The 20,933-nt window shown below is 42.4% G+C and carries 22 protein-coding genes and 1 other annotated feature; of the genes, 19 read left to right on the forward strand and 3 right to left on the reverse strand.

Annotated features, from left to right (window positions below):
* Positions 1-122: 122 nt before the first annotated feature.
* The 11 genes from HUS26_RS03710 (at position 123) to HUS26_RS03760 (ending at position 9,441) form a co-directional block, all read left to right on the forward strand.
* Positions 123-506 carry a cytosolic protein gene (locus HUS26_RS03710; RefSeq protein ID WP_254434131.1) on the forward strand — a complete coding sequence of 128 codons (384 nt, stop codon included), beginning with the start codon at positions 123-125 and terminating at the stop codon, positions 504-506.
* A gap of 30 nt (positions 507-536) precedes the next feature.
* The gene (gene nrdR, locus HUS26_RS03715) at positions 537-1,001 is read left to right on the forward strand and encodes a transcriptional regulator NrdR (protein ID WP_173915875.1); all 465 of its coding nucleotides are present in this window, start codon (positions 537-539) and stop codon (positions 999-1,001) included.
* A gap of 58 nt (positions 1,002-1,059) precedes the next feature.
* Positions 1,060-2,406, forward strand: coding sequence for a replication initiation and membrane attachment family protein (locus tag HUS26_RS03720; RefSeq protein WP_173915876.1), 1,347 nt, complete (start codon positions 1,060-1,062; stop codon positions 2,404-2,406).
* A 14-nt stretch (positions 2,407-2,420) separates the two neighbouring features.
* Positions 2,421-3,353 carry a primosomal protein DnaI gene (dnaI, locus tag HUS26_RS03725; protein WP_173915877.1) on the forward strand — a complete coding sequence of 311 codons (933 nt, stop codon included), beginning with the start codon at positions 2,421-2,423 and terminating at the stop codon, positions 3,351-3,353.
* 113 nt (positions 3,354-3,466) lie between these two features.
* On the forward strand, positions 3,467-4,291 hold the full coding sequence (gene ytxC, locus HUS26_RS03730; RefSeq protein WP_173915878.1) for a sporulation protein YtxC: 825 nt from the start codon (positions 3,467-3,469) through the stop codon (positions 4,289-4,291).
* 326 nt (positions 4,292-4,617) lie between these two features.
* A complete protein-coding gene (gene thrS / locus HUS26_RS03735) occupies positions 4,618-6,567 on the forward strand; it encodes a threonine--tRNA ligase (RefSeq protein WP_173915879.1) in 1,950 nt (649 codons plus the stop codon).
* Between the two features lie 223 nt (positions 6,568-6,790).
* Positions 6,791-6,918 (forward strand) — a sequence feature (ribosomal protein L20 leader region).
* Between the two features lie 82 nt (positions 6,919-7,000).
* On the forward strand, positions 7,001-7,504 hold the full coding sequence (gene infC, locus HUS26_RS03740) for a translation initiation factor IF-3 (protein ID WP_173915880.1): 504 nt from the start codon (positions 7,001-7,003) through the stop codon (positions 7,502-7,504).
* A gap of 29 nt (positions 7,505-7,533) precedes the next feature.
* Positions 7,534-7,731 (forward strand): 50S ribosomal protein L35, encoded by a 198-nt coding sequence (gene rpmI / locus HUS26_RS03745; protein WP_082233632.1) that lies wholly within the window; start codon positions 7,534-7,536, stop codon positions 7,729-7,731.
* Positions 7,732-7,764: 33 nt separating this feature from the next.
* On the forward strand, positions 7,765-8,121 hold the full coding sequence (gene rplT, locus HUS26_RS03750) for a 50S ribosomal protein L20 (RefSeq protein WP_173915881.1): 357 nt from the start codon (positions 7,765-7,767) through the stop codon (positions 8,119-8,121).
* Between the two features lie 435 nt (positions 8,122-8,556).
* Complete coding sequence (locus HUS26_RS03755) at positions 8,557-8,823, forward strand: DUF1294 domain-containing protein (RefSeq protein WP_254434132.1); 267 nt, start codon at positions 8,557-8,559, stop codon at positions 8,821-8,823.
* Positions 8,824-8,868: 45 nt separating this feature from the next.
* Positions 8,869-9,441, forward strand: a complete 573-nt coding sequence (locus HUS26_RS03760) for a TVP38/TMEM64 family protein (RefSeq protein ID WP_173915882.1) — start codon at positions 8,869-8,871, stop codon at positions 9,439-9,441.
* Between the two features lie 203 nt (positions 9,442-9,644).
* Here HUS26_RS03760 and HUS26_RS03765 read toward each other — a convergent pair whose 3' ends face one another.
* Positions 9,645-10,052 (reverse strand): sigma-w pathway protein ysdB, encoded by a 408-nt coding sequence (locus HUS26_RS03765; protein ID WP_371809536.1) that lies wholly within the window; start codon positions 10,050-10,052, stop codon positions 9,645-9,647.
* 112 nt (positions 10,053-10,164) lie between these two features.
* On the opposite strand from HUS26_RS03765, the gene HUS26_RS03770 reads away from it, so the two are divergent.
* Together HUS26_RS03770 and HUS26_RS03775 are read left to right on the forward strand one after the other, a co-directional pair.
* On the forward strand, positions 10,165-10,653 hold the full coding sequence (locus HUS26_RS03770) for a dUTP diphosphatase (protein ID WP_173915883.1): 489 nt from the start codon (positions 10,165-10,167) through the stop codon (positions 10,651-10,653).
* Positions 10,654-10,724: 71 nt separating this feature from the next.
* Positions 10,725-11,810, forward strand: coding sequence for a M42 family metallopeptidase (locus tag HUS26_RS03775; RefSeq protein ID WP_173915884.1), 1,086 nt, complete (start codon positions 10,725-10,727; stop codon positions 11,808-11,810).
* 46 nt (positions 11,811-11,856) lie between these two features.
* Here the strand turns inward: HUS26_RS03775 and sspI are convergent, their stop codons facing one another.
* Entirely contained in the window at positions 11,857-12,066 is a 210-nt protein-coding gene (sspI, locus tag HUS26_RS03780) for a small acid-soluble spore protein SspI (RefSeq protein ID WP_173915885.1), read from the reverse strand.
* Positions 12,067-12,163: 97 nt separating this feature from the next.
* Between sspI and HUS26_RS03785 the strand changes: the two genes are divergently transcribed.
* The 3 genes from HUS26_RS03785 (at position 12,164) to pheT (ending at position 16,795) form a co-directional block, all read left to right on the forward strand.
* Entirely contained in the window at positions 12,164-12,901 is a 738-nt protein-coding gene (locus HUS26_RS03785; protein WP_173915886.1) for an RNA methyltransferase, read from the forward strand.
* Positions 12,902-13,320: 419 nt separating this feature from the next.
* Positions 13,321-14,355 (forward strand): phenylalanine--tRNA ligase subunit alpha, encoded by a 1,035-nt coding sequence (gene pheS, locus HUS26_RS03790; protein WP_173915887.1) that lies wholly within the window; start codon positions 13,321-13,323, stop codon positions 14,353-14,355.
* Positions 14,356-14,368: 13 nt separating this feature from the next.
* Positions 14,369-16,795, forward strand: coding sequence for a phenylalanine--tRNA ligase subunit beta (gene pheT / locus HUS26_RS03795; protein ID WP_173915888.1), 2,427 nt, complete (start codon positions 14,369-14,371; stop codon positions 16,793-16,795).
* 231 nt (positions 16,796-17,026) lie between these two features.
* On the opposite strand, the gene rnhC is transcribed toward pheT, so the two are convergent.
* Positions 17,027-17,962, reverse strand: a complete 936-nt coding sequence (rnhC, locus tag HUS26_RS03800) for a ribonuclease HIII (protein WP_173915889.1) — start codon at positions 17,960-17,962, stop codon at positions 17,027-17,029.
* A gap of 140 nt (positions 17,963-18,102) precedes the next feature.
* On the opposite strand from rnhC, the gene zapA reads away from it, so the two are divergent.
* From zapA to polX, 3 genes are all read left to right on the forward strand, one after another.
* Positions 18,103-18,396: a cell division protein ZapA gene (gene zapA / locus HUS26_RS03805; RefSeq protein ID WP_371809539.1), complete on the forward strand. Its 294-nt coding sequence runs from the start codon at positions 18,103-18,105 to the stop codon at positions 18,394-18,396.
* Positions 18,389-18,937 carry a CvpA family protein gene (locus HUS26_RS03810; RefSeq protein WP_173915891.1) on the forward strand — a complete coding sequence of 183 codons (549 nt, stop codon included), beginning with the start codon at positions 18,389-18,391 and terminating at the stop codon, positions 18,935-18,937. Before zapA ends, HUS26_RS03810 begins: the two co-directional genes overlap by 8 nt.
* A gap of 260 nt (positions 18,938-19,197) precedes the next feature.
* Complete coding sequence (gene polX / locus HUS26_RS03815) at positions 19,198-20,919, forward strand: DNA polymerase/3'-5' exonuclease PolX (protein ID WP_173915892.1); 1,722 nt, start codon at positions 19,198-19,200, stop codon at positions 20,917-20,919.
* The last annotated feature ends 14 nt before the right edge of the window (positions 20,920-20,933 follow it).

A 20,933-nucleotide genomic window follows, 5' to 3' on the forward strand; every position in this document is an offset into this window, starting at 1 on the left:
GAACAAAATCACACAGGGGATCCTGTGTGATTTTTTTATCCTTCGGTCTCTCACCCTTACTTTTCTTTTTAATAAAACGTGTTAAAATAAATACAGATCATGTCGAATTTTCGTAAGGGGTAATGTCATTGAAAAGGTTTATATCGAAATATTTCAGCAATCACACGGAAACGAGTGAAACTCATAAGGATCCCGAGTTAGTCACTCATTACTATAAAGCAAAGAGAGATGAAGTTTTTCAGGCGGTCGAAGCTCTATTTCCATCTCCTTCAGAAAAAGTAGCGCTTTCCAAAGAACGTGGAGAAATCTCAATTAATTATAAGGGGAAACGAAAGGCGTTTGTAGTGGCTACCATAATTATGGTTCGTCCATTTGAAACAGCTGTCGATTTTTCAGTAACGACAGATTCAGGCGGTCCAATTGATTTTGGTTTCAGCCATAATTTAATTGTCGATGCGTACGAAAAATTAAACCGTCAGTTCACAAGACACGATAAAGCTCAGTAGATTAGAAAAGATATGTGGAGATGATTAACTTTGAAGTGTCCGAATTGCCACTATAAAAGCACTCGGGTTTTAGACTCGAGACCTATAGAAGATGGCCATGCCATCCGCAGACGGCGAGAATGTGAGAAGTGCGAGTTCCGTTATACAACATTCGAACGATTGGAAGAAGTACCTCTTATTGTCGTCAAAAAAGAGGGGACACGCGAAGAGTTCAGTCGGGAAAAACTTATGCGTGGACTTATTCGAGCCTGTGAAAAACGTCCGGTAGCCGTAGAAGAACTCGAAAAGGTAACGCAGAAAATCGAGAAGGATTTACGAAACCGGGGAGTTTCTGAAGTCCAAAGCAAAGATATCGGGGAAATGGTAATGGGCCATTTATCTGCAATCGATGAGGTCGCCTATGTTAGATTTGCGTCTGTCTACAGACAGTTTAAAGATATTAATGTTTTTATTGATGAACTAAAAGAATTAATTAAGCATGAAGATAAAGAATGAGCCCCTTCATCGGCTCATTTTCTTTTTCAAGTGATAGGGAGAAAGGGGGAGATAACTAGTGGATTCTTCAATTGGCAAAATTCTTCCTGTAGATGGTTTTATCATTACAAAGACAGGAGTTACACCAAAAGACGACCATTCTGCACTAACTCACTTATATCAGCCTATCTTAGGACAGCTGCCGATTTCTATTTACCAGTTTCTGTGCAGTGAGCATGAGACAAGCAAAGAAATACAAAAACAGACCCATCATACGCTGATGACTTATTTATCCACGCCGCTTGATAAATTCTATGATGCAAGACGGCTGCTTGAGGCGATCGGTTTGCTGAAAACGTATGTCAGCAAACAAGAGAACAGAGTGTATATTTATGAGATTTGTCCTCCATTTTCTCCTGAGGAATTTTTCAAAGATACATTTCTTTCTCTGCTGCTGCAGCATGAAATTGGGAATGATAAATTCAATCAGCTCAAACTGCGTTTTCAAAGAGAAGAGACTTCTCTAGAGGGATACGAAGAAATTACGGCTTCTTTTGATGATATCTTTCATCAGCGCCTGCCCGTGTCTATGAAAGAGGATATGCCTTCACCTCAGCAGAAGGATAAAGGGCCGGTTAAGAAGGGGCCGATCATTCTGAACAACCGTATAGATTTTAACTGGCTGGAGGAAGCACTCAAACAGCGGATGTACCCTTCCCAAAAGATACTTAGTGGAATCAATAAAAAATTGATTGTTCAGCTGGCCTCTCTCTATAATCTGACCACTACAGAAATAGAGCGGGCGCTTACGTGGGCGATCAACGATGAAAATGAATTGGATGTTGAAGAGTTCAAATCAGCTTGCCACGATTTCATGAAGAAAAATAAATCAACAGCTGACGTGGAAAATACCCGCGAGAAAGTAGCCGCTTCTTCTGATTCGTCCTTAAGTAAAGAGGAGCAGTTTGTACAAATGCTGGAACAGATTTCTCCAAAAGAGCTTCTTGAAGACGTGTCTTATGGAAACCAAGCTGCGGATGGGGATCTGCGGATGATCCGTGATGTTATGACAGAACAAGGTCTTTCACCAGGAGTTATGAACGTGCTTGTTCACTATGTGCTGTTGAAAACAGACATGAAGCTGTCTAAACCATACCTTGAAAAAATTGCAAGTCACTGGACGAGAAAAAATGTAACTACGGTGCGGCAGGCTATGAACCTGGCGAAAGCGGAGCACCAGAAATACCAGCAGTGGGGACGACAGAGATCGTCTTACCGTAAACAGAGCAAAGAAGTCATACCTGAATGGTTTAAGAAACAGGATGAAAAAAGGGAACAGCAGGAACAGACAGCTTCTGCTTCTATTGATACGAATGAAATTGCCGAGAGAATCCGAAAACTGTCGAGCAACAATAATGGAGCGTAAGGAGGTGGCAGCTTATGGAGCCGATTCAAACGTCGCTGCAGAAGTGGATGAAAAGTCACAATGAATTTCAGAAGCGTTTTAATGGGATGAAAAAATCTGTATTAAATGATCCTGAAGTTCAGCAGATTATGAAAGAAAATCCATCATTAACGAAAGAAGCTGTGGAGAAGCAGCTGATTAAGTTTTATGAATACCAATCACAATCTAAGAATTGTGAGAAATGCCCGTCACGCGAAGAGTGCATTAATATTTTGCCGGGGTATACGCCTGAAGCAACGGTTGAAGGAACGGAACTTAAGCTGGCTTACAACCTTTGCCAGAGGGAGAGGCGTCTTGAGCATCAACGAAAACAGAGGTCTCTCATAAACAGCCTGCATATACCAAGAGAAACTCTCGAAGCTACCTTAGACAGACTGGATGTTGAAGACCCAGAAAGAGGCGAAGCGGTTATGCAGACTGTGCAATATTTAGAAGGCATTGGAGATGAGCTGCCAAGTAAAGGTCTGTATTTTTGCGGTCCGTTCGGGGTAGGGAAAACTTATTTTCTCGGGGTTATTGCGAATGAATTAAGTAAAAAAAATATATCTTCCATGGTCATTTACATGCCTGAATTTGTCAGGGAAATCAAGTCGTCAATTAAAGATGATTCCATGAACGAAAAAATAGAAGCGTTCAAGAAAACGCCTGTATTAATGCTCGACGACATCGGAGCTGAATCTCAATCCTCCTGGTTTAGAGACGAGGTGCTCGGTTCGATCCTGCAATACCGCATGATGGAAAGACTGCCGGTATTTTTCACATCCAACTACAACCTAGAAGAGCTGGAGAAAATATTTATGACGAGCAATCGCGGAGAAGTGGATCAAGTTAAGGCTCAGCGAATTACTGAACGAATCAGGCAGCTGAGCAAGTCCGTTCCTGTGTATGGGAAAAACCGCCGTGGATAAGTAGAGTCATGTTTCTTTCAGTATCCACATATGTATAAAGTACAAAAGGTTTAGTTCCATTCACTCTGTAAGAATGGACAGGCTTTACACGTTGTGGTGAGGAGGAAGTGATGTTGGTCTGTGTTCAGTTCTCAAACCGTAAAGAGGCATTTTTATTTTATCAATTTCTTTTTGATACTAGTTCACGGCAGCAATTAAACGGAGAGATTAAAAAAGACCGCGGCAGCTGGAGTGTAGAAGTATATGAATCACAAAAAAATACCGCTCCCAGAGTCAGCCGGGCAATTACTAACATATTGTGCCGCCGCAAGCTAAACGCATGGATGGAAGGGATACTCCGTCATCGTTTTTATTATGAAGACAGGGACGAAATTGAAAGAGTCGTTAAATTATCATCTAAAATTAAAGAGGACCCGCCCGAAGGCGTCGTAATTCCTCCGATTGATCTTTATGTCGAGAGGTTCGTAAGGAAGGCAGTCATTGAACAGGAAGATATTTTGTTTGATGACCTTTCGGCTGACTGCTTAGAGTATCTGTATCATGACCTCTTGGACTTTACTGGAAAGCTTCTTGATGAGTACAAGCTAGAAGAAGCCCATCAAATGATGGTCGATTCCTGGCGCCGTCGAGTAAACAATAATGATACTGGAGTGCACCTTCTGCATGTGCTGTATGATGAAAGAGTTCGTTATTTTTATTCGGAGGGCAATGAAGTCAGGCGGGGGGAATTATTAAATTATTTAAAATCCCATCCCGATCCTCTCATCCAGAACCTCCCGGCCGATTGGGGAATCCTTCCGGCACTGATTTACTCACCTGAAGAACTTGTCATCTATTCAGATCGTCAGGGTGAAGCGAAGCTTGAATTGCTGATGAATATTTTTGAAGAAAAAGCAGTCTGGAAACCACTTTCTCATTTTCCTTTTCTAAAAGCTTGATTTCTTACTGGAATCCGGCTATAATACCTACATATTTAATATTAGGGCTTAGATGAGGACATGAACATGAAGTGACGCATGATTAGAGAGAGGAGCCGCCGGCTGAAAGCTCCTTCTTGACGACTTGGATGTTTACCACCTCGGAGCACTGTTCGTGAACGAATTCTAGTAATGAACAGCGTTTTATCCGCGTTAAGGACAAATGAAGCCGCATTTTCTGCGGGAATTTTGGGTGGAACCACGAGTGACAACGCTCGTCCCTTAGTTACAAGACTAAGGGGCGGGCGTTTTTATTTTTATAATAAAGATTAAGGAGTGAGGGACTTATGGCAGAAGAAGCTATTCAAATACAGTTTCCTGATGGGAATAAGAAAGAATTTGATAAAGGAACCACGGGAGAAGAGATTGCCCATTCAATCTCCCCCGGCTTAAGGAAACAGGCACTTGCTATTAAATTAGACGGGGAGCCTTATGATCTTCGTCGTCCCATTGAAAAAGATGGAGCGATTGAGATTTTAACATATAAAAATCCAGAAGGCATTGAAGTGCTGCGCCACTCGACAGCCCACTTAATGGCTCAGGCAATCAAACGGCTGTATGGAGAAGTGAAACTAGGAGTAGGCCCTGTAATTGAAAATGGTTTCTACTACGACATTGACTTAGATGAGTCACTGACTCCGGAGGATCTTCCAAAGATTGAAAAGGAAATGCAGCGTATCGTCGATGAAAATTTAGAGATTGAACGAATTGAGCTCTCCAGAGAAGAGGCAATCGAGAAGTATAAAGAAATCGGCGACGACCTTAAACTTGAATTGATCCATGACATTCCTGAAGAAGAAACGCTGACCATTTACAGGCAGGGGGAGTTTTTCGACCTATGCCGCGGCGTTCACGTTCCGCAGACAAGTAAAATAAAAATCTTTAAGCTGCTAAACATTTCAGGTGCCTACTGGAGAGGCGACAGCAACAATAAAATGCTTCAGCGTATATACGGTACAGCATTTGAAAAGCAGGCTCACCTCGACGAGTACATTAAAATGCGCGAAGAAGCGAAAGAACGTGATCACCGCAAGCTGGGTAAAGAACTTGGCTTGTTTACAGTTAACCAAAAAGTTGGTCAGGGCCTTCCGCTATGGCTGCCTAAGGGTGCGACCATCCGACGCAATATTGAAAGATATATTGTAGACACAGAAGAACGCCTGGGATACGACCACGTGTATACTCCAGTCCTTGGAAGCGTTGATCTTTATAAAACAAGCGGACACTGGGATCACTATAAAGATGATATGTTCCCGACACTTGAAATGGATAATGAAGACCTGGTGCTTCGTCCGATGAACTGTCCGCACCATATGATGGTTTATAAAAATGAATATTACAGCTACCGTAACCTCCCAGTACGTATTGCGGAATTAGGAACGATGCACCGTCATGAAATGTCGGGAGCCTTAGCCGGTCTGCAGCGTGTGCGGGCGATGACCTTAAATGATGCCCACATATTTGCCCGTCCGGACCAGTTAAAAGACGAATTCAAACGAGTTGTGAAGCTCGTTCAGCATGTATACCGTGATTTCGGCATTGACGACTATTACTTCCGTCTTTCTTATCGTGATCCGGAAGATAAAGAGAAATATGTGGATAACGATGAAATGTGGAACAAGGCCCAGGCAATGCTGAAAGAAACAATGGAAGACATGAACCTCGAGTATGTTGAAGCAGAAGGAGAAGCCGCGTTCTACGGTCCTAAGCTTGACGTTCAAGTGAAAACAGCTCTTGGAAAAGACGAAACGCTTTCGACTGTTCAGTTAGACTTCCACCTTCCCGAACGATTTGACCTTACGTATGTAGGAGAAGACGGAAAAGATCACCGTCCTGTTGTTATTCACCGCGGTGTCGTTTCTACTATGGAACGATTTGTGGCCTTTTTAATTGAAGAGTATAAAGGAGCGTTCCCAACTTGGCTGGCACCTGTTCAGGCCCGCATCATCCCTGTATCTGCTGAAGTTCACTTAGACTATGCAAAAGAGCTGGAAGATGAACTGAGAGAAGCAGGAGTTCGTGTGGAAGTAGATGAACGCGACGAGAAAATTGGATATAAAATTCGTGAAACTCAGACAGAGAAAATTCCATTTGCCCTCGTAGTCGGAGATCGTGAAATTGAGGATCGCTCAGTTAACGTAAGACGTTACAGTGAGAAAAATTCCGAAACGAAGTCAGTCGATGATTTCATTAAAGAAATTAAAAATGAAATTGACCAAAAGCTTTTAAATAAATAAGCGTACTGAAAAAAGTTCCCAGGGAGAAGGAAAAATACGAGTAGAAGAGAATAAATTTTTTCTAAATGATTAGGCCGGAAATATGCCGGCCTTTTCTTATTTGCTATTGATTTTGTACAAGTTTTCCTTTATTATCTATAAGGTAGCTTGCTTCAACGGATAAATGGTTGACACGAACTAGTAATACATGCTACTATTATTTAGGTAACTGAATGAACGGATCTGAGACAAGAAGAAGCACCCGCTTCTCACCTGATCGACGCTTTAGAAGCTGTTGGCAGGTTACTAATCCTTTTGTATTTTATAGGAGACGTGTGGGTGCAGTATGTGTACCTGCACTTTTTTTATGGAATGAAAAAAGACTTGTCGATGACGGATCTTATAAAAGGTTTCTAATATAAGTTGGAGGTGGCTAGTTATTAGCAAGGATAACATGAATGTTAATGAGAAAATTCGTGCACGCGAAGTACGGCTCATTGATGTAAACGGTGAACAGCTAGGTGTTAAATCAAAGAACGAAGCACTTGATATCGCTGCAAATGCGAATCTTGATCTAGTTATGGTAGCACCAAATGCGAAGCCTCCGGTGTGCCGTATCATGGACTATGGTAAGTATCGCTATGAGCAGCAAAAGAAAGAAAAAGAAGCTCGTAAGAACCAAACAACTATTAAAATCAAGGAAGTTCGCCTGAGCCCAGGTATTGAAGAACATGATTTTAATACGAAGCTTCGGAATGCACGAAAGTTCTTAACAAAAGGCGATAAAGTAAAAGCTTCTGTTCGTTTCCGTGGACGTGCAATTACTCACAAAGAGCTGGGACAAAAAGTTCTGGATCGTCTGGCTGAAGAATGCAATGATATTGCTACCATTGAGACCAAGCCTAAGATGGAAGGTCGAAATATGTTTATGATGCTTGCTCCCATTGGAGAGAAGTAAGCGAAATTAGTTGAAGGAGGAAATTTGTTATGCCTAAAATGAAAACCCACAAAGGTTCTCAAAAACGTTTTAAAAAGACAGGTAACGGAAAGGTGAAACGCTCTCACGCGTTCACAAGCCACTTGTTTGCTAACAAATCTACTAAGCAGAAACGTAAGCTTCGTAAAGCTACTCTAGTATCTGCTGGAGATTTCCGTCGTATCAAACACATGCTTCCAAAAAAATAATTTAGAATGAGATTCAAATAGGAGGGAATTCCAATGCCACGAGTTAAAGGTGGAACAGTAACACGTAAACGTCGTAATCGTGTTCTTAAATTAGCAAAAGGTTATTATGGTTCAAAACACGCTCTATTCAAAACAGCTAAACAGCAAGTAATGAAATCAGGTCAGTATGCTTACCGTGACCGTCGTCAGAAAAAACGTGATTTCCGTAAGCTATGGATCGCGCGTATTAACGCTGCTGCTCGTCTAAATGACATTTCTTACAGCCGTCTAATGCACGGACTGAAGCTTGCTGGAATCGAAGTTAACCGTAAGATGCTTGCTGACCTTGCTGTTAATGACGAAAAAGGTTTCGCAAGCCTAGCAGAGCAAGCTAAATCAGCTCTTAAGTAATTAAGAAAAGCGAAAACGCCTTGGTCAGACACGACACGCATAAGCAAACCCATGAAGCGGCAGTCCTTGCCGCGTAATGGGAGTGCTTATGACGCGAGTGTCTAGGCGTTGCAGCTGGACAAAAGAAAAGCGAAAACGCCCTGGTCAGACACGACACGCATAAGCAAAACACCTTGAGTGCGTTTGAGCTTTAAGAAAGAAGCCATTTCCGGTCGGTAGGAAATGGCTTTTTTTATATCTTTAAAGTCAGAGGGTCCCGCAGTCAGGGAGCTAAAGTATAAATGAGAAAATGGAATAAACCAGGCATGTCCTAAGCCAACATCTAACGGCCCCTGTATCACCTGGGTCTGCTTAAAAAGAGAGAGAATTCCCTCCTCTTATTAATAAACATATACGAAAAGTTTAAAAGAATCGCAGGAGAAGGAGAAGATCAATTTGGAAACAGCAGCTGTAACTTTGTTAATCATTATGAGTCTCATCCAGTTCTTACTAATGGGCTATGACAAGAAGCAAGCCCGAGAAAGAAAATGGAGAATAAGCGAGAAAACATTATGGCTGCTTGCCCTCTTCGGCGGTGCAGCAGGAGCTGCAGCCGGAATGCAGGTGTTCCGCCATAAAACAAAGCATACCTCTTTCGTCATTGGAATGCCTTTATTAGCCGGACTGCACATCTATGCGATCTTTGCTGCGGATCTGTTCTAATGTGAAGGAACGTATCATATTCTGTAGGCAGGAGGTGTGAAGGGCATGAGCGAAGCTTCAGCTACTTTGCTTACATGGATAGAACATCAAGGATATTGGGCCCCTCTGTTATTTATCGTTATCCATTTACTTCGCCCTTTTTTATTTCTGCCGGTCATACTGCTTTGTATAGCAGGAGGTGTGCTGTTTGGACCGGTCGCCGGGACAGCTTACTCTGTGGTGGGAACGGTACTCTCAAGTATTTTATTTTACCGTATGACACACCTTGTACCTTCAGGATTTAAAAGGCTTCAGGAGATGTATAAGAAGTGGACGAAAAGAAAGTCCCAGCTTACGGTTAAGCAAGTCGCTATACTTCGTCTTATTCCTTTTATTCATTTTCATTTTCTCTCATATTGTCTTATCCAAATTACGGCTGATTTTAAAGATTACACTAAATCATCGCTCGTTACGAACTTTCCTTTAGCGTTTATATATACATCGATGGGGCAGTGGATTACCCTATTTTCCCTGCCTGTTATGCTTTTCGCTTCAAGCCTGCTTCTGCTTCTTTGTTTTATAGTGAGAAAAAAATCAGAAGTTTTTCTGTGGAACGATTTCTTTCAAACTGCAAAATAAAAAGGCCGCAAAATGCGGCCTTTTAGGTTGTAGAGCAGAAGCTCCTGGAGTGAAGAATGCTCGCTTTCTGTAGACGAACGCACCTCGAGAAACCGCTCTGCAGGGTCTCTCGGCTCATTCGTTTTGCCGCAGGCGTCTCGCATTCTTCGATCCCTCTGCCTCTTGCATGAGTCTCTGCCGTTACAATTTGAATGAAGGGGTGATCACTGGTCATCTTCCGGAAAGGGATGTACATTTAATCGGTTGATCGGATATTTCCACTCGATTTTTGTAAAGGGATAACGCTGTAAGATTTTTTCTTCCATAAAATAAAGGTCATTTCTCTCTAATCCTTTAAGCTTCTCAGGCTGGCAGGCTGATACATAAATCGTTAACACTTCGAAGCTGTCGTCTGTCGTCCCTAAATATTTCTCCCCTTCAAACATCATTCCTTTATACGTAATCAGGAAGTTCTGCTTAATATTATCGGCATCATCAAGCATATAATAATCTCTTTGTTCGTGAGCTTTGTCCAGTTTGCGCCGGGGATTCATCATGAATTGGATGGTTGTATATATAATTAACACGATAGCTGCCAATAGCAGAATTCTAAGTAAAATAATCATTAACATCAAGATCGTCTCCCTGTTTTTTGGAGTTAATATTTTATATACGTTCTTTCCTCCGCATTTGTTTCAAAAAAATGATACATTTATTATGAGAGTCTTTTAAAGGAGGCAGTTTATGAACTGGTCAGAGTTTTACGATATGCAAAAACAATTGGACAGCCATATAATGAAGTCACAAAATCTTCAAGGAAAAAACGTAGTGGATGATAAAATACTGGCTTTATTAGTAGAAGCGGGCGAACTCGCCAATGAGACAAGATGTTTTAAGTTTTGGAGCACTAAACCTTCCAGTCCAAAAGAAGTGATCTTAGAAGAATACGTTGATGGCCTTCACTTTATCTTATCCCTCGGATTGGATTTAGGTTTTTACTATGAGAAAGAAACGGAAGAAACGGAAAATCTTAAGTCTGCTGCAGCGGCTTTTCTAGAGGTTTACACTTCTATTGAGGAATTTAAACAAGCAAAAAGTGAAGGATCCTATGTAAATCTATTTCAATCTTATTTAAAACTTGGCTTATCCCTTGGCTTAAAGGAAGAAGATTTAATGAGAGGATATATCCAAAAGAATGAAGTGAACTTTCAAAGACAGGAAGAAGGGTATTAATGGAAAAATTTTTGTAATTCTGACGATAAGCTATATAATAAAATAGAGTGATGAAAAGGAGGAATTTACATATGGCAAAACGAGAAGATACGTTACAAATGCTGAAAGATTTAACGGATGCAAAAGGTATCCCCGGCAATGAACGGGAACCTAGAGAAGTAATGAGCCGCTATATTTCTCCATATGCGGATGAGGTTTATACCGATAATCTTGGAAGTCTTGTTGCCAAAAAAATCGGCAATAAAAAAGGCCCTCATATTATGGTTGCCGGCCACTTGGATGAGGTAGGCTTTATGGTAACCCGGATCGATGATAACGGGTATATTTACTTCCAGCCTGTAGGCGGATGGTGGAGTCAGGTTATGCTGGCTCAGCGTGTTACGATTATGACACGTAACGGCGATCTTACAGGAATTATCGGATCCAAGCCCCCACATATCCTGCCGGCTGATCAGCGTAAGAAAGCTGTAGACATAAAGGATATGTTTATTGATATCGGTGCCTCCAGCAAAGAAGAAGCAAAGGAATTTGGTGTCACACCTGGTGATTCCATTGTGCCGTATTTCGAATTCACTCAAATGAAAAATGAAAAAATGCTGCTGGCTAAAGCTTGGGATAACCGTATAGGCTGTGCGATTGCGATTGAAGTGCTAAAACAGCTTAAAGGTGAAAAGCACCCGAACGTTGTTTACGGAGTTGGAACTGTTCAGGAAGAAGTGGGACTGCGCGGAGCACGTACTTCTGCTAACCTGATTAACCCTGATATTGCCTTTGGAGTGGATGTTGGAATTGCAGGCGACACACCGGGAGTGTCCAGCAGAGATGCAGCCAGCAAAATGGGAGAAGGCCCGCAAATAATTCTGTATGATGCTTCTATGGTTTCCCATAAAGGTCTACGTGACTTCGTCGTAGATACAGCAGATGAACAGGGGATTCCTTATCAATTTGATTCACTTGCTGGAGGTGGAACGGACTCTGGTGCCATCCACTTAAGCCATAATGGAGTTCCTGCTTTATCTATCACGATCGCGACCCGCTATATTCACTCACACGCGGCGATGCTTCACCGTGATGACTTTGAAAATGCAGTTAAACTGATCGTGGAAGTTATAAAGCGTTTAGACGATAAAACCGTTAAAGAAATCACTTTTAATTAATCCATAGTAAAAAAGCATCCCTAAAAATTCCGGGATGCTTTTTCTGTTATTCAGCCAGGCTTTGTTCAAGAGTTTCAAGGATTTCCTGTCGATCCTGCTCGTTGGATTCTTTCCAGAGCATTTCGAAGAAAACGCCTAAACCAGGCAGCATTTTCTCTTCACCTCTTGCCATTGCATCATCAATAGTAGCCTGAAGCTCCTGAGCACTATGGCCAGAGACATTTGAAAGAATTGCTTGTCTTAAATTTAAGTCCATGTTTGCATACCTCCTGTTGAATTAGGTTTAGTTTGACCAAATGTGATAAGGCTATGTATGATGGATAGGAAATCAGATGAATAGAGGCTTAATATTTATGATTACATCAATTCAAAATTCAAAAGTGAAAGAATGGAGAAAACTGAAAAAACGGAAATACCGTGATAAACTTCAGCGCTTTATTGTAGAAGGAGAGCACCTCGTGGAGGAAGCCCTTAAGAGCAATTGGAAAGTTATCGAGGTAATTAAACGTGAAGACTATCACAGAGAGCTTCCTGATCAGGATATATCCGTTGTGGAAGTAAGTGATCAAGTCTTCAAAGAGACAGCTGATACGGAAACCCCTCAAGGGATTGCGGCTGTAGTTGAAATTAAGAAGTTTGAGTTTGAAAATGCTCCTTACACACTTCTGCTTGATTCCTTACAGGACCCGGGTAATTTGGGTACGCTTATTCGTACGGCTGACGCCGCCGGCTTTTCACAGGTGATCCTAGGCAAGGGGACAGTGGACGTTTACAATGAAAAAGCTATCCGTTCAACACAAGGTTCTCTTTTTCACGTTTCTGTAATCCAAGGCGAGCTTGGTGATTATATCCCGCGCCTGAAGGAAGCGGAAGTACCTGTGTTTGCGGCTACTTTACAAGGGGCAAGAGCCTTTCAAGAAATGTCCCCTTCCTCCTCGGCTGCATTGCTGCTCGGCAATGAAGGCCAGGGAATTGCTGATTCCTATGTGGAGCTTTCGAGCGATCAGGTATATATCCCGATTTACGGAAAGGCGGAATCACTAAACGTAGCGATTGCCGGTGGTATTTTAATGTATCACTTAAAAGGATAGGGTTGCATTGTCAGCCTACATTCTCTATAATAATGGGAGTTATATAGTGAATAGCGAAGAAAGAGCAAGTAAAGTATCGCAACATCGATTCAGGGAAGAAGTGCCGTTAGACTGGAAGCACTTCTATCGTGGCCATACTTGAATTTTCACTCTGGAGCTGGCGCATTTTAGCGTTCGGATGCAAGTCCGTTATCTCATCAAGGTGGGCACTAAGTGTGTCAACAAGGGTGGTACCGCGAACCGCAAAAGTCTCGTCCCTTTTTTAGGGAGAGGCTTTTTTTATTTTGGTGCTGACTATTAAAAGGGAATTGGCGAGACCGCGCAGAGAGGGGCTTGACAGTTCGTCCGCAAAAAGCGAGCTTATTCCCCACTAGAGTAGTAAATGATCTATTATTTGAGAATTAAAGGAGGAAATATACATGAAGGAACGTTTACAGGAATTAAAAGAAGAAGCGTTGCAGCAAGTTAATAAAGCTGAAGATGTTCAGTCATTAAAAGACATCCGCGTTCAATACTTAGGTAAAAAAGGACCAATTACAGAAGTTCTCAGAGGCATGGGCAAGCTGTCTAAGGAAGAACGCCCGGTTATTGGCCAGCTGGCGAACGAAGTGCGCGAAGAAATCGCCCAAGTCATCGAAGCGAAACAGACTCGCTTAGAAGAAGAAGCTCTGGAAAAGCAGCTCGAAAGTGAAAGTATAGATGTCACACTTCCAGGGCGTCCGGTCCAAACAGGAGGCCCGCATCTGCTGACAAGCATCGTAGAAGAAATCGAGGATCTATTTATCGGCATGGGCTTTGAAATTAAAGAAGGACCTGAGGTAGAAACAGACTACTACAATTTTGAAGCATTAAACCTGCCTAAAGGGCATCCCGCTCGTGATATGCAGGATTCCTTTTATATTACAGAGGAGCTTCTCCTAAGAACACATACGTCACCGGTTCAGGCGAGAACTATGGGGCTGAAGGATGGAAAAGAACCTGTTAAGATGATCTGTCCGGGTAAAGTGTACCGCCGTGATACGGATGATGCGACACACTCCCACCAGTTTACTCAAATAGAAGGCCTGCTCGTAGATAAACATGTTCGAATGAGTGACCTTAAAGGAGTCCTTAATGCTTTCGCCAAGCAGATGTTTGGTTCTGAACGCGAGATCCGCCTGCGTCCAAGCTTTTTCCCTTTTACAGAGCCTTCTGTTGAAATGGATATCTCGTGTAAAGTATGTGGAGGAAAAGGCTGTTCAGTTTGTAAGGGAACGGGCTGGATTGAAATCCTTGGTGCCGGAATGGTTCACCCGAACGTGTTAGAAATGGCAGGATATGATCCGAAAGAATATTCCGGCTTTGCTTTCGGCATGGGGCCTGAGCGTATCGCAATGCTGAAGTACGGAGTAGATGATATCCGCAACTTCTATACAAATGATAAGAGATTCTTAAAGCAATACCATAAGGCGTAGAGGAGGAAGATCGATGTTAGTATCATTCAATTGGTTAAATGAATTAATTGATGTTCGTGACTATAAACCAGAAGATTTAGCTGAAATTATTACGAAAACTGGAATTGAAGTAGAGAGTGTTGAACCGGTAGCTGAAGCAGTTAAGGGAGTTGTCGTAGGGTATGTAGAATCTTGTGAGCAGCATCCGAATGCGGACAAGCTATCCCTATGCCAGATAGATGTCGGGGAAGAAAAGCTTCAGATCGTCTGCGGTGCACCAAATATTGCTCAAGGCCAAAAGGTGCCTGTTGCTGTACCAGGTGCTGTCCTTCCAGGTAACTTTAAAATAAAGAAAACAAAGCTTCGCGGAGAAGTATCCAACGGGATGGTCTGTTCACTGCAGGAGCTTGGTGTAGATGAGAAGGATGTGCCGCAAGAATTTCAGAAAGGCATTTATGTCTTTTCTGAAGATGTGCAGAAAGGCGAAAATGCGATCTCCCTGCTTAATCTTGACGATATCATCATTGAACTAGGCTTAACACCTAACCGTGCGGATTGCTTAAGCATGGCAGGAGTTGCCTACGAAGTTGCTGCGGCTCTGGGACGCGATTATAAGTTAGAAACACAGGAAGCGGAGACTTCTTCTGAAAAAGCAGAATCTTATATCGAAGTAGACGTCGAAGACCCGCAGGCGAACCCTTATTACGGAGCGTTTATCGTGAAGAATGTCAAAGTAGGACCATCGCCGCTTTGGATGCAAAACCGTTTAACAGCTGCCGGTATCCGCCCGATTAATAATGTGGTAGACATCACAAACTATGTGCTATTGGAATATGGCCAGCCGCTTCACGCTTTTGATTACGACCGCTTTGGTTCCAACAAGGTTGTTACCCGACGTGCCCGTGATGGAGAAACTATTGTTACGCTGGATGACCAGGAAAGAGTATTAACAAGCAAGCATTTAGTAATTACGAATGGGAAAAAAGCACATGCGATTGCCGGTGTAATGGGCGGTGCGGAATCAGAAGTACAGGAAGATACAACGACCATCTTGTTAGAAGCTGCTTACTTTAACCCGGCGAATGTTAGACAATCTGCGAAAGATCACGGTCTTAGAAGTGAAGCGAGCACTCGCTTTGAAAAAGGTGTAGATCCTAACCGCGTGGATAAGGCAGGGGTAAGAGCCTGTGAACTGTTAGAAAAATATGCAGGCGCCACCGTTCTGAAAGGTGCTTCCAGCTTTGATAAACTGGACCGCGCTGAAAAAACAGTGGAAATTAATACAAACACGATTAATGATCGTTTAGGAACAGAGATTTCTTCTAATGAAATCGCCGGAATCCTTGATAGACTGCAATTTAGATATAAGCAGAAAGACGAAGATTTCACGGTCAGTGTACCGACCCGCCGCGGAGATGTTGTTCTATTTGAAGATATGCTTGAAGAAGTAGCACGAATTTACGGCTATGATAATCTTCCATACACTCTGCCAAGCGGAGCTTCCCAGGCCGGCGGATTAACACAGGAACAGCTGCTTAAGCGCCGTATGAAGGCGTACTTTGAAGGAGCAGGCCTGGATGAAGTGATCACATATTCACTGACCAGTGAGAAGCAGTCGACAATCCTCGTAAGTAAAGAAGTAGAAGAGCAGGCAAAATCGCCCGTACAATTGGCTATGCCGATGAGTGAAGACCACAGCCATCTGCGCCTGAGCCTGCTGCCTGAAATACTGAACTCAGCCGCTTATAATGTAGCACGCAAACAGGCGGACATCGCCTACTATGAAATAGGCACAGTGTTTATCAGTGAAGAAGAGCAGGTGACCAAACAGCCGCAGGAAGTCCTTCGTGCCGCTGGAGTCTTAACTGGTGAATGGATGTCTCATCCGTGGCAGCAAGAGAAGAAAGCTGTTGACTTCTTCGTTGTTAAAGGAATTGTTGAAGGGCTGGCAGAGAAGCTCGGAATTGAGATCACTTTTGAAAAAGCGAAGCTTCAGAATATGCATCCAGGCAGAACCGCTTTTATAAAAGCAGCCGGAGAAGTGATTGGTTTCTTAGGACAAATTCACCCTCGATTACAGAAAGAAAAAGGGTTGAAAGAAACGTACGTCTTTGATTTGAACGCAGAGAAGCTGCTTGAGCTGTATAATAAAGAAGAAAGATTTGAAACGATCCCTAGATTTCCAAGCGTAAGCCGTGATATTGCGCTTGTAGTAGATGAAAATATCGAAGCTGGAGACATTGAAGCAACAATCCGTGAATCTGGTGAGCCGCTGGTTAAAGATGTTTTAGTCTTTGATGTTTATCAAGGCGAGCATTTAGAGGCAGGTAAGAAATCGTTAGCCTTCAATCTCGTATACCTTGATCCGGCCAGAACTCTTAAGGATGAAGAAGTGGAAGGAAAACACAATGAAATCCTGCAGGCAGTTAAAAATAAGCATGCTGCTGAACTAAGAGGATAATAAAAAAGCGAGCGTTTAACGCTCGCTTTTTTAGTTTTTAGAAAAAGGCTCAGCTGTGTTGGTAATAAGAACAAAAAAAGACTCTCTCCTGTTTATAGTAAACCATGGAGGAGAATCTTTTTTTCGCTCAGACGGATGGAGATAAGACCACGAGCCTCTTTAGTGAGGTAACGAACGTGGAGGCTTGGCAGGTCGTCCACGGAAAGCGAACGGCTTAACTCCCTCGCGTTGTTATGGTTGTTTTTTTACCAGCTTTTTCGCTTTTTCTTTGTTGGCAAAGTGAACCTTGGCAATTTCGTTTAATTTCTCTACACCATATACTTCAATGATCTTCGCGGCTGCTTGATCAACTTTAGCAGATGCTCCTTTAGGAATCGGAAGCCCTGTATCCATTTCGATCTGATTCATCGCTTTGACAAAGCTTGATCTCGCAATAATCGAACCAACAGCAACAGCAATTGAGTAACTTTCAGCTTTCGTCATGAAATATATGTTTTCCTGTAGTTTACGTCCTTGTGACATGAGGTGCTTCTGATATACATCAGGCTGGGAAAACTGGTCGACTAAAATTCCTGCCGGCTTTTCTGGAGCAATTTTAGCAAGCAGGGCTTCAAGAGCCTTATCATGCAGTATGGTTTTCATTTTCCCTTGGGACCATCCTCTTTGCTGCCACTCATTATATTTCGCATTGTTTAACCGCATCAGGCTGTAAGGAATTTTCATTTCAATAATTTGTCTGGCCAGATGTGTGATCTGCCTGTCTGCAAGGTGCTTGGAATCTTTGACGCCTATCGCTTTTAACTGGCCGATTTGATGCTCTTTTACGTAAGCCGCTGCTACGGTAATCGGACCGAAAAAATCCCCCGTGCCCGCTTCATCTGAGCCGATGTGTGACTGTGCAAACAATTCATTTGGCGGATGATAGCGGTGAACAGGCTTGGTTGAGGCCTTAGATTTCACTTCAGCCAAAGACCCCCACTTGCCGGCTTCGGCTTCAGGATTTTTACCTTGAAAAAGGACTTTTCCTGAAGGGTAGGCGGTGATCGTACAGCTTTGTGTTTTGGCTGCAAATAAAGCATGGGCTGGGGGGTTTTTTAAGGATGACTCATAATGCTTTTTTATATCTGTTAACTGCTTTTTTGAAAGCTTAAGAACAACTTGTGGCATATGTATTTCCTTCCTTTTAAATAATCGCGATAGAATTAGTATAGCAAATATATACTACTCAAAATAGAAAGAATACGTAATAGTTTCCTATTCGTTTACCTTCATGTTACTATTAAGCGTAGGATATTATGGAGGGGGGTATGGATGTGTCCCAATCTGATAAAGAACGTAAAAGAATCACAGTTGAAATTCACAATAGGTCTTATACAATTATAGGTCAGGAAGAGCCACACCATATCCGTATGGTTTCTAATCTTGTCGATCAGAAAATGAGAGAGATTCATGAAGCGAATCCAACCCTGGATGTTTCCAGGTTAGCTGTTTTAACGGCGGTTAATACGATGAACGAGTACATAAAACTTAAAGAAGAATGTACGGAGCTCATGAACTACATTGAAACAATAGAGAAAGAGGAAGACAACGAAAATGATTGATATACTGATAATTTTAATTTTACTTTTAGGTATTTTTACAGGCTTTAAACGAGGCTTCATTCTTCAAATATTTCATTTGATTGGATTTATAACCGCATTTGTAACAGGAGTGCTTTATTATGATGACTTAGCTCCTCATCTGGTACTGTGGGTGCCTTATCCACAGCTGCCACAGGATGCTTCATGGGCAGTGTTTCTAGAGAGTCTGCCGCTCGAAGCTGCCTTTTATAATGCAATTGCTTTTGCCATTATATTTTTTGGTGTGAAAATTATTCTCCAAATCATCGCCTCTATGCTGGACTTTGTCGCGGAGCTTCCTGTGCTAAGTTCCGTCAATGGGCTTCTTGGCGGTTTCCTTGGGTTCATCGAGCGTTATATCATTCTCTTTATATTGCTTTATATCGCGGCGCTCGTTCCGATAGCGTCTGTTCAGAACGCAATCGATGGATCGTTTATTGCGCAGTTCATTATTGAACATACGCCTGTTTTGTCTGGTCAATTGAAAAATTTATGGATTGAACAAGTGGCAAGTATGATATAAAGAGAAATGGAGCCGCTATGATTAGATCATGGCGGCTCTTTTTTATGAACCCTTTACGAACAGGATGTTGAGATTCCGGATAAGGAGGGGTCCTGCGAGAGTCCTGCTTAAAAAACAGACGGCCTGCGACCTCAGCAGAGAGGTCACGAGTGAGGAGCCTTGACTGTTCGTCCGCAGAAAGCAAACAGTCTCTTCCCTTATGATAGGAAGTCACTACGAATAATTAACACAGCCTATGCGAATAGAAAGGTGGAAAAGATATGACTGTGAATAAAAAACAAGTAGTAAAACTCCTTGAAAAAATTGCGATTTACTTAGAGCTCAAAGGAGAAAATCCTTTTAAAATATCAGCCTACCGAAAAGCGGCCGGTGCGCTGGAAGAAGATGACCGTTCTCTGTCAGAGATCGACGACTTTACAAAAATGAAAGGCATTGGAAAAGGAACAGCTTCTGTAATTGAAGAGTATATAGAAGATGGAGTCTCAGAAACCCTCCGCCAGCTCGAAGCCGAAGTGCCGGCAGGGTTAGTTCCTCTTCTTAACTTACCGGGACTTGGCGGTAAGAAGCTGGCTAAGCTTTACCAGAAGCTTGGGGTAACAGATGCGGAATCCCTTAAAGAAGCTCTCGAATCAGGAAAAGTTGAAGAGTTAGAAGGGTTTGGGAAGAAATCAGCAGAAAAAATGCTGAAGAGCTTAGAAGAGGCAGGTTCAAGACCTGAGCGTCTTCCGATCGCTGTTATGCTGCCGCTCGCACAGAAGGTTGAAGAATACTTAAGCAGCCTGTCTTCTATTAAACGGTATTCACAGGCCGGTAGTGTGCGCAGAATGAAGGAAACGATTAAAGACTTAGATTTTATTGTGGCTTCCACAGATGCACCTGCAGCACGAGATCAGCTGTTGGAGTACCCGGATGTGAAAGAAGTTATCGCTTCAGGTGAAACAAAAGTCTCAGTGATCGTTAACGAAGGATATGATATCGGAATTGACTTTCGAATTGTGGAGCCTGAAGAGTTTATTACTACGCTTCATCATTTTACCGGTTCAAAAGATCATAATGTGACGATGAGGCAGCTGGCGAAGGAAAGAAATGAAAAAATCAGCGAGTATGGAATAGAAAATACAGAAACCGGAGAAATAGAAACATTTGAAACAGAAGAGGATTTTTTTGCTCATTTCGGTTTGCATTATATTCCTCCGGAAGTAAGAGAAAATACAGGAGAAGTGGAAGTTTTTAAAGATAAAGTGGAACTGCTTGAACACTCCGATATACGCGGGGATCTGCATATGCACTCAACGTGGAGTGATGGTGCTCAGTCGATTAGGGAAATGGCGTTTCGCAGTCAGGAAAAAGGATATGACTATATCGCTATTACAGATCACTCTAAGTATTTACGTGTGGCCAACGGATTAGATGAAAAGAAACTGAGGAAGCAGAGAGAAGAAATCGATAAGCTGAATGAAGAGTTTAAGGACTTCCACATCTTTGCGGGAATTGAATTGGATATCCTTCCTGACGGCTCTCTTGACTTCGATGATGAATTTTTAAAAGAAATGGACTGGGTGATCGGTTCCATTCATTCCAGTTTCACTCAGTCACAAGACAAAATTATGAAACGTTTATTTAATGCATTAGAAAATCCCTGCGTTCATATGATTGCCCATCCGACTGGGCGTCTGATTGGACGTAGAAATGGGTATGCCATTGATGTAGACAAGCTCATTCAAGGGGCAAAAGACACAGGCACCATTCTAGAATTGAACGCTAACCCTAACCGTCTTGATTTAAACTCTGAGTGGGTGAGAAAAGCCCAGGAAGAAGGAGTAGAAATCGCCATTAATACCGATGCCCACAGCTACCCAATGCTTGATCATATGGAAGTGGGTGTAGGTACAGCGCGTAAAGGCTGGCTGAAGAAAGAAACGGTAATCAACACTTTAACAGCCAAACAGCTGAAGAAACGGTTAGGGATTAAGCGTACGTAAAGGAGATCTGAATC

Source organism: Halobacillus sp. Marseille-Q1614, assembly GCF_902809865.1.
Lineage (GTDB): Bacteria > Bacillota > Bacilli > Bacillales > Halobacillaceae > Halobacillus_A.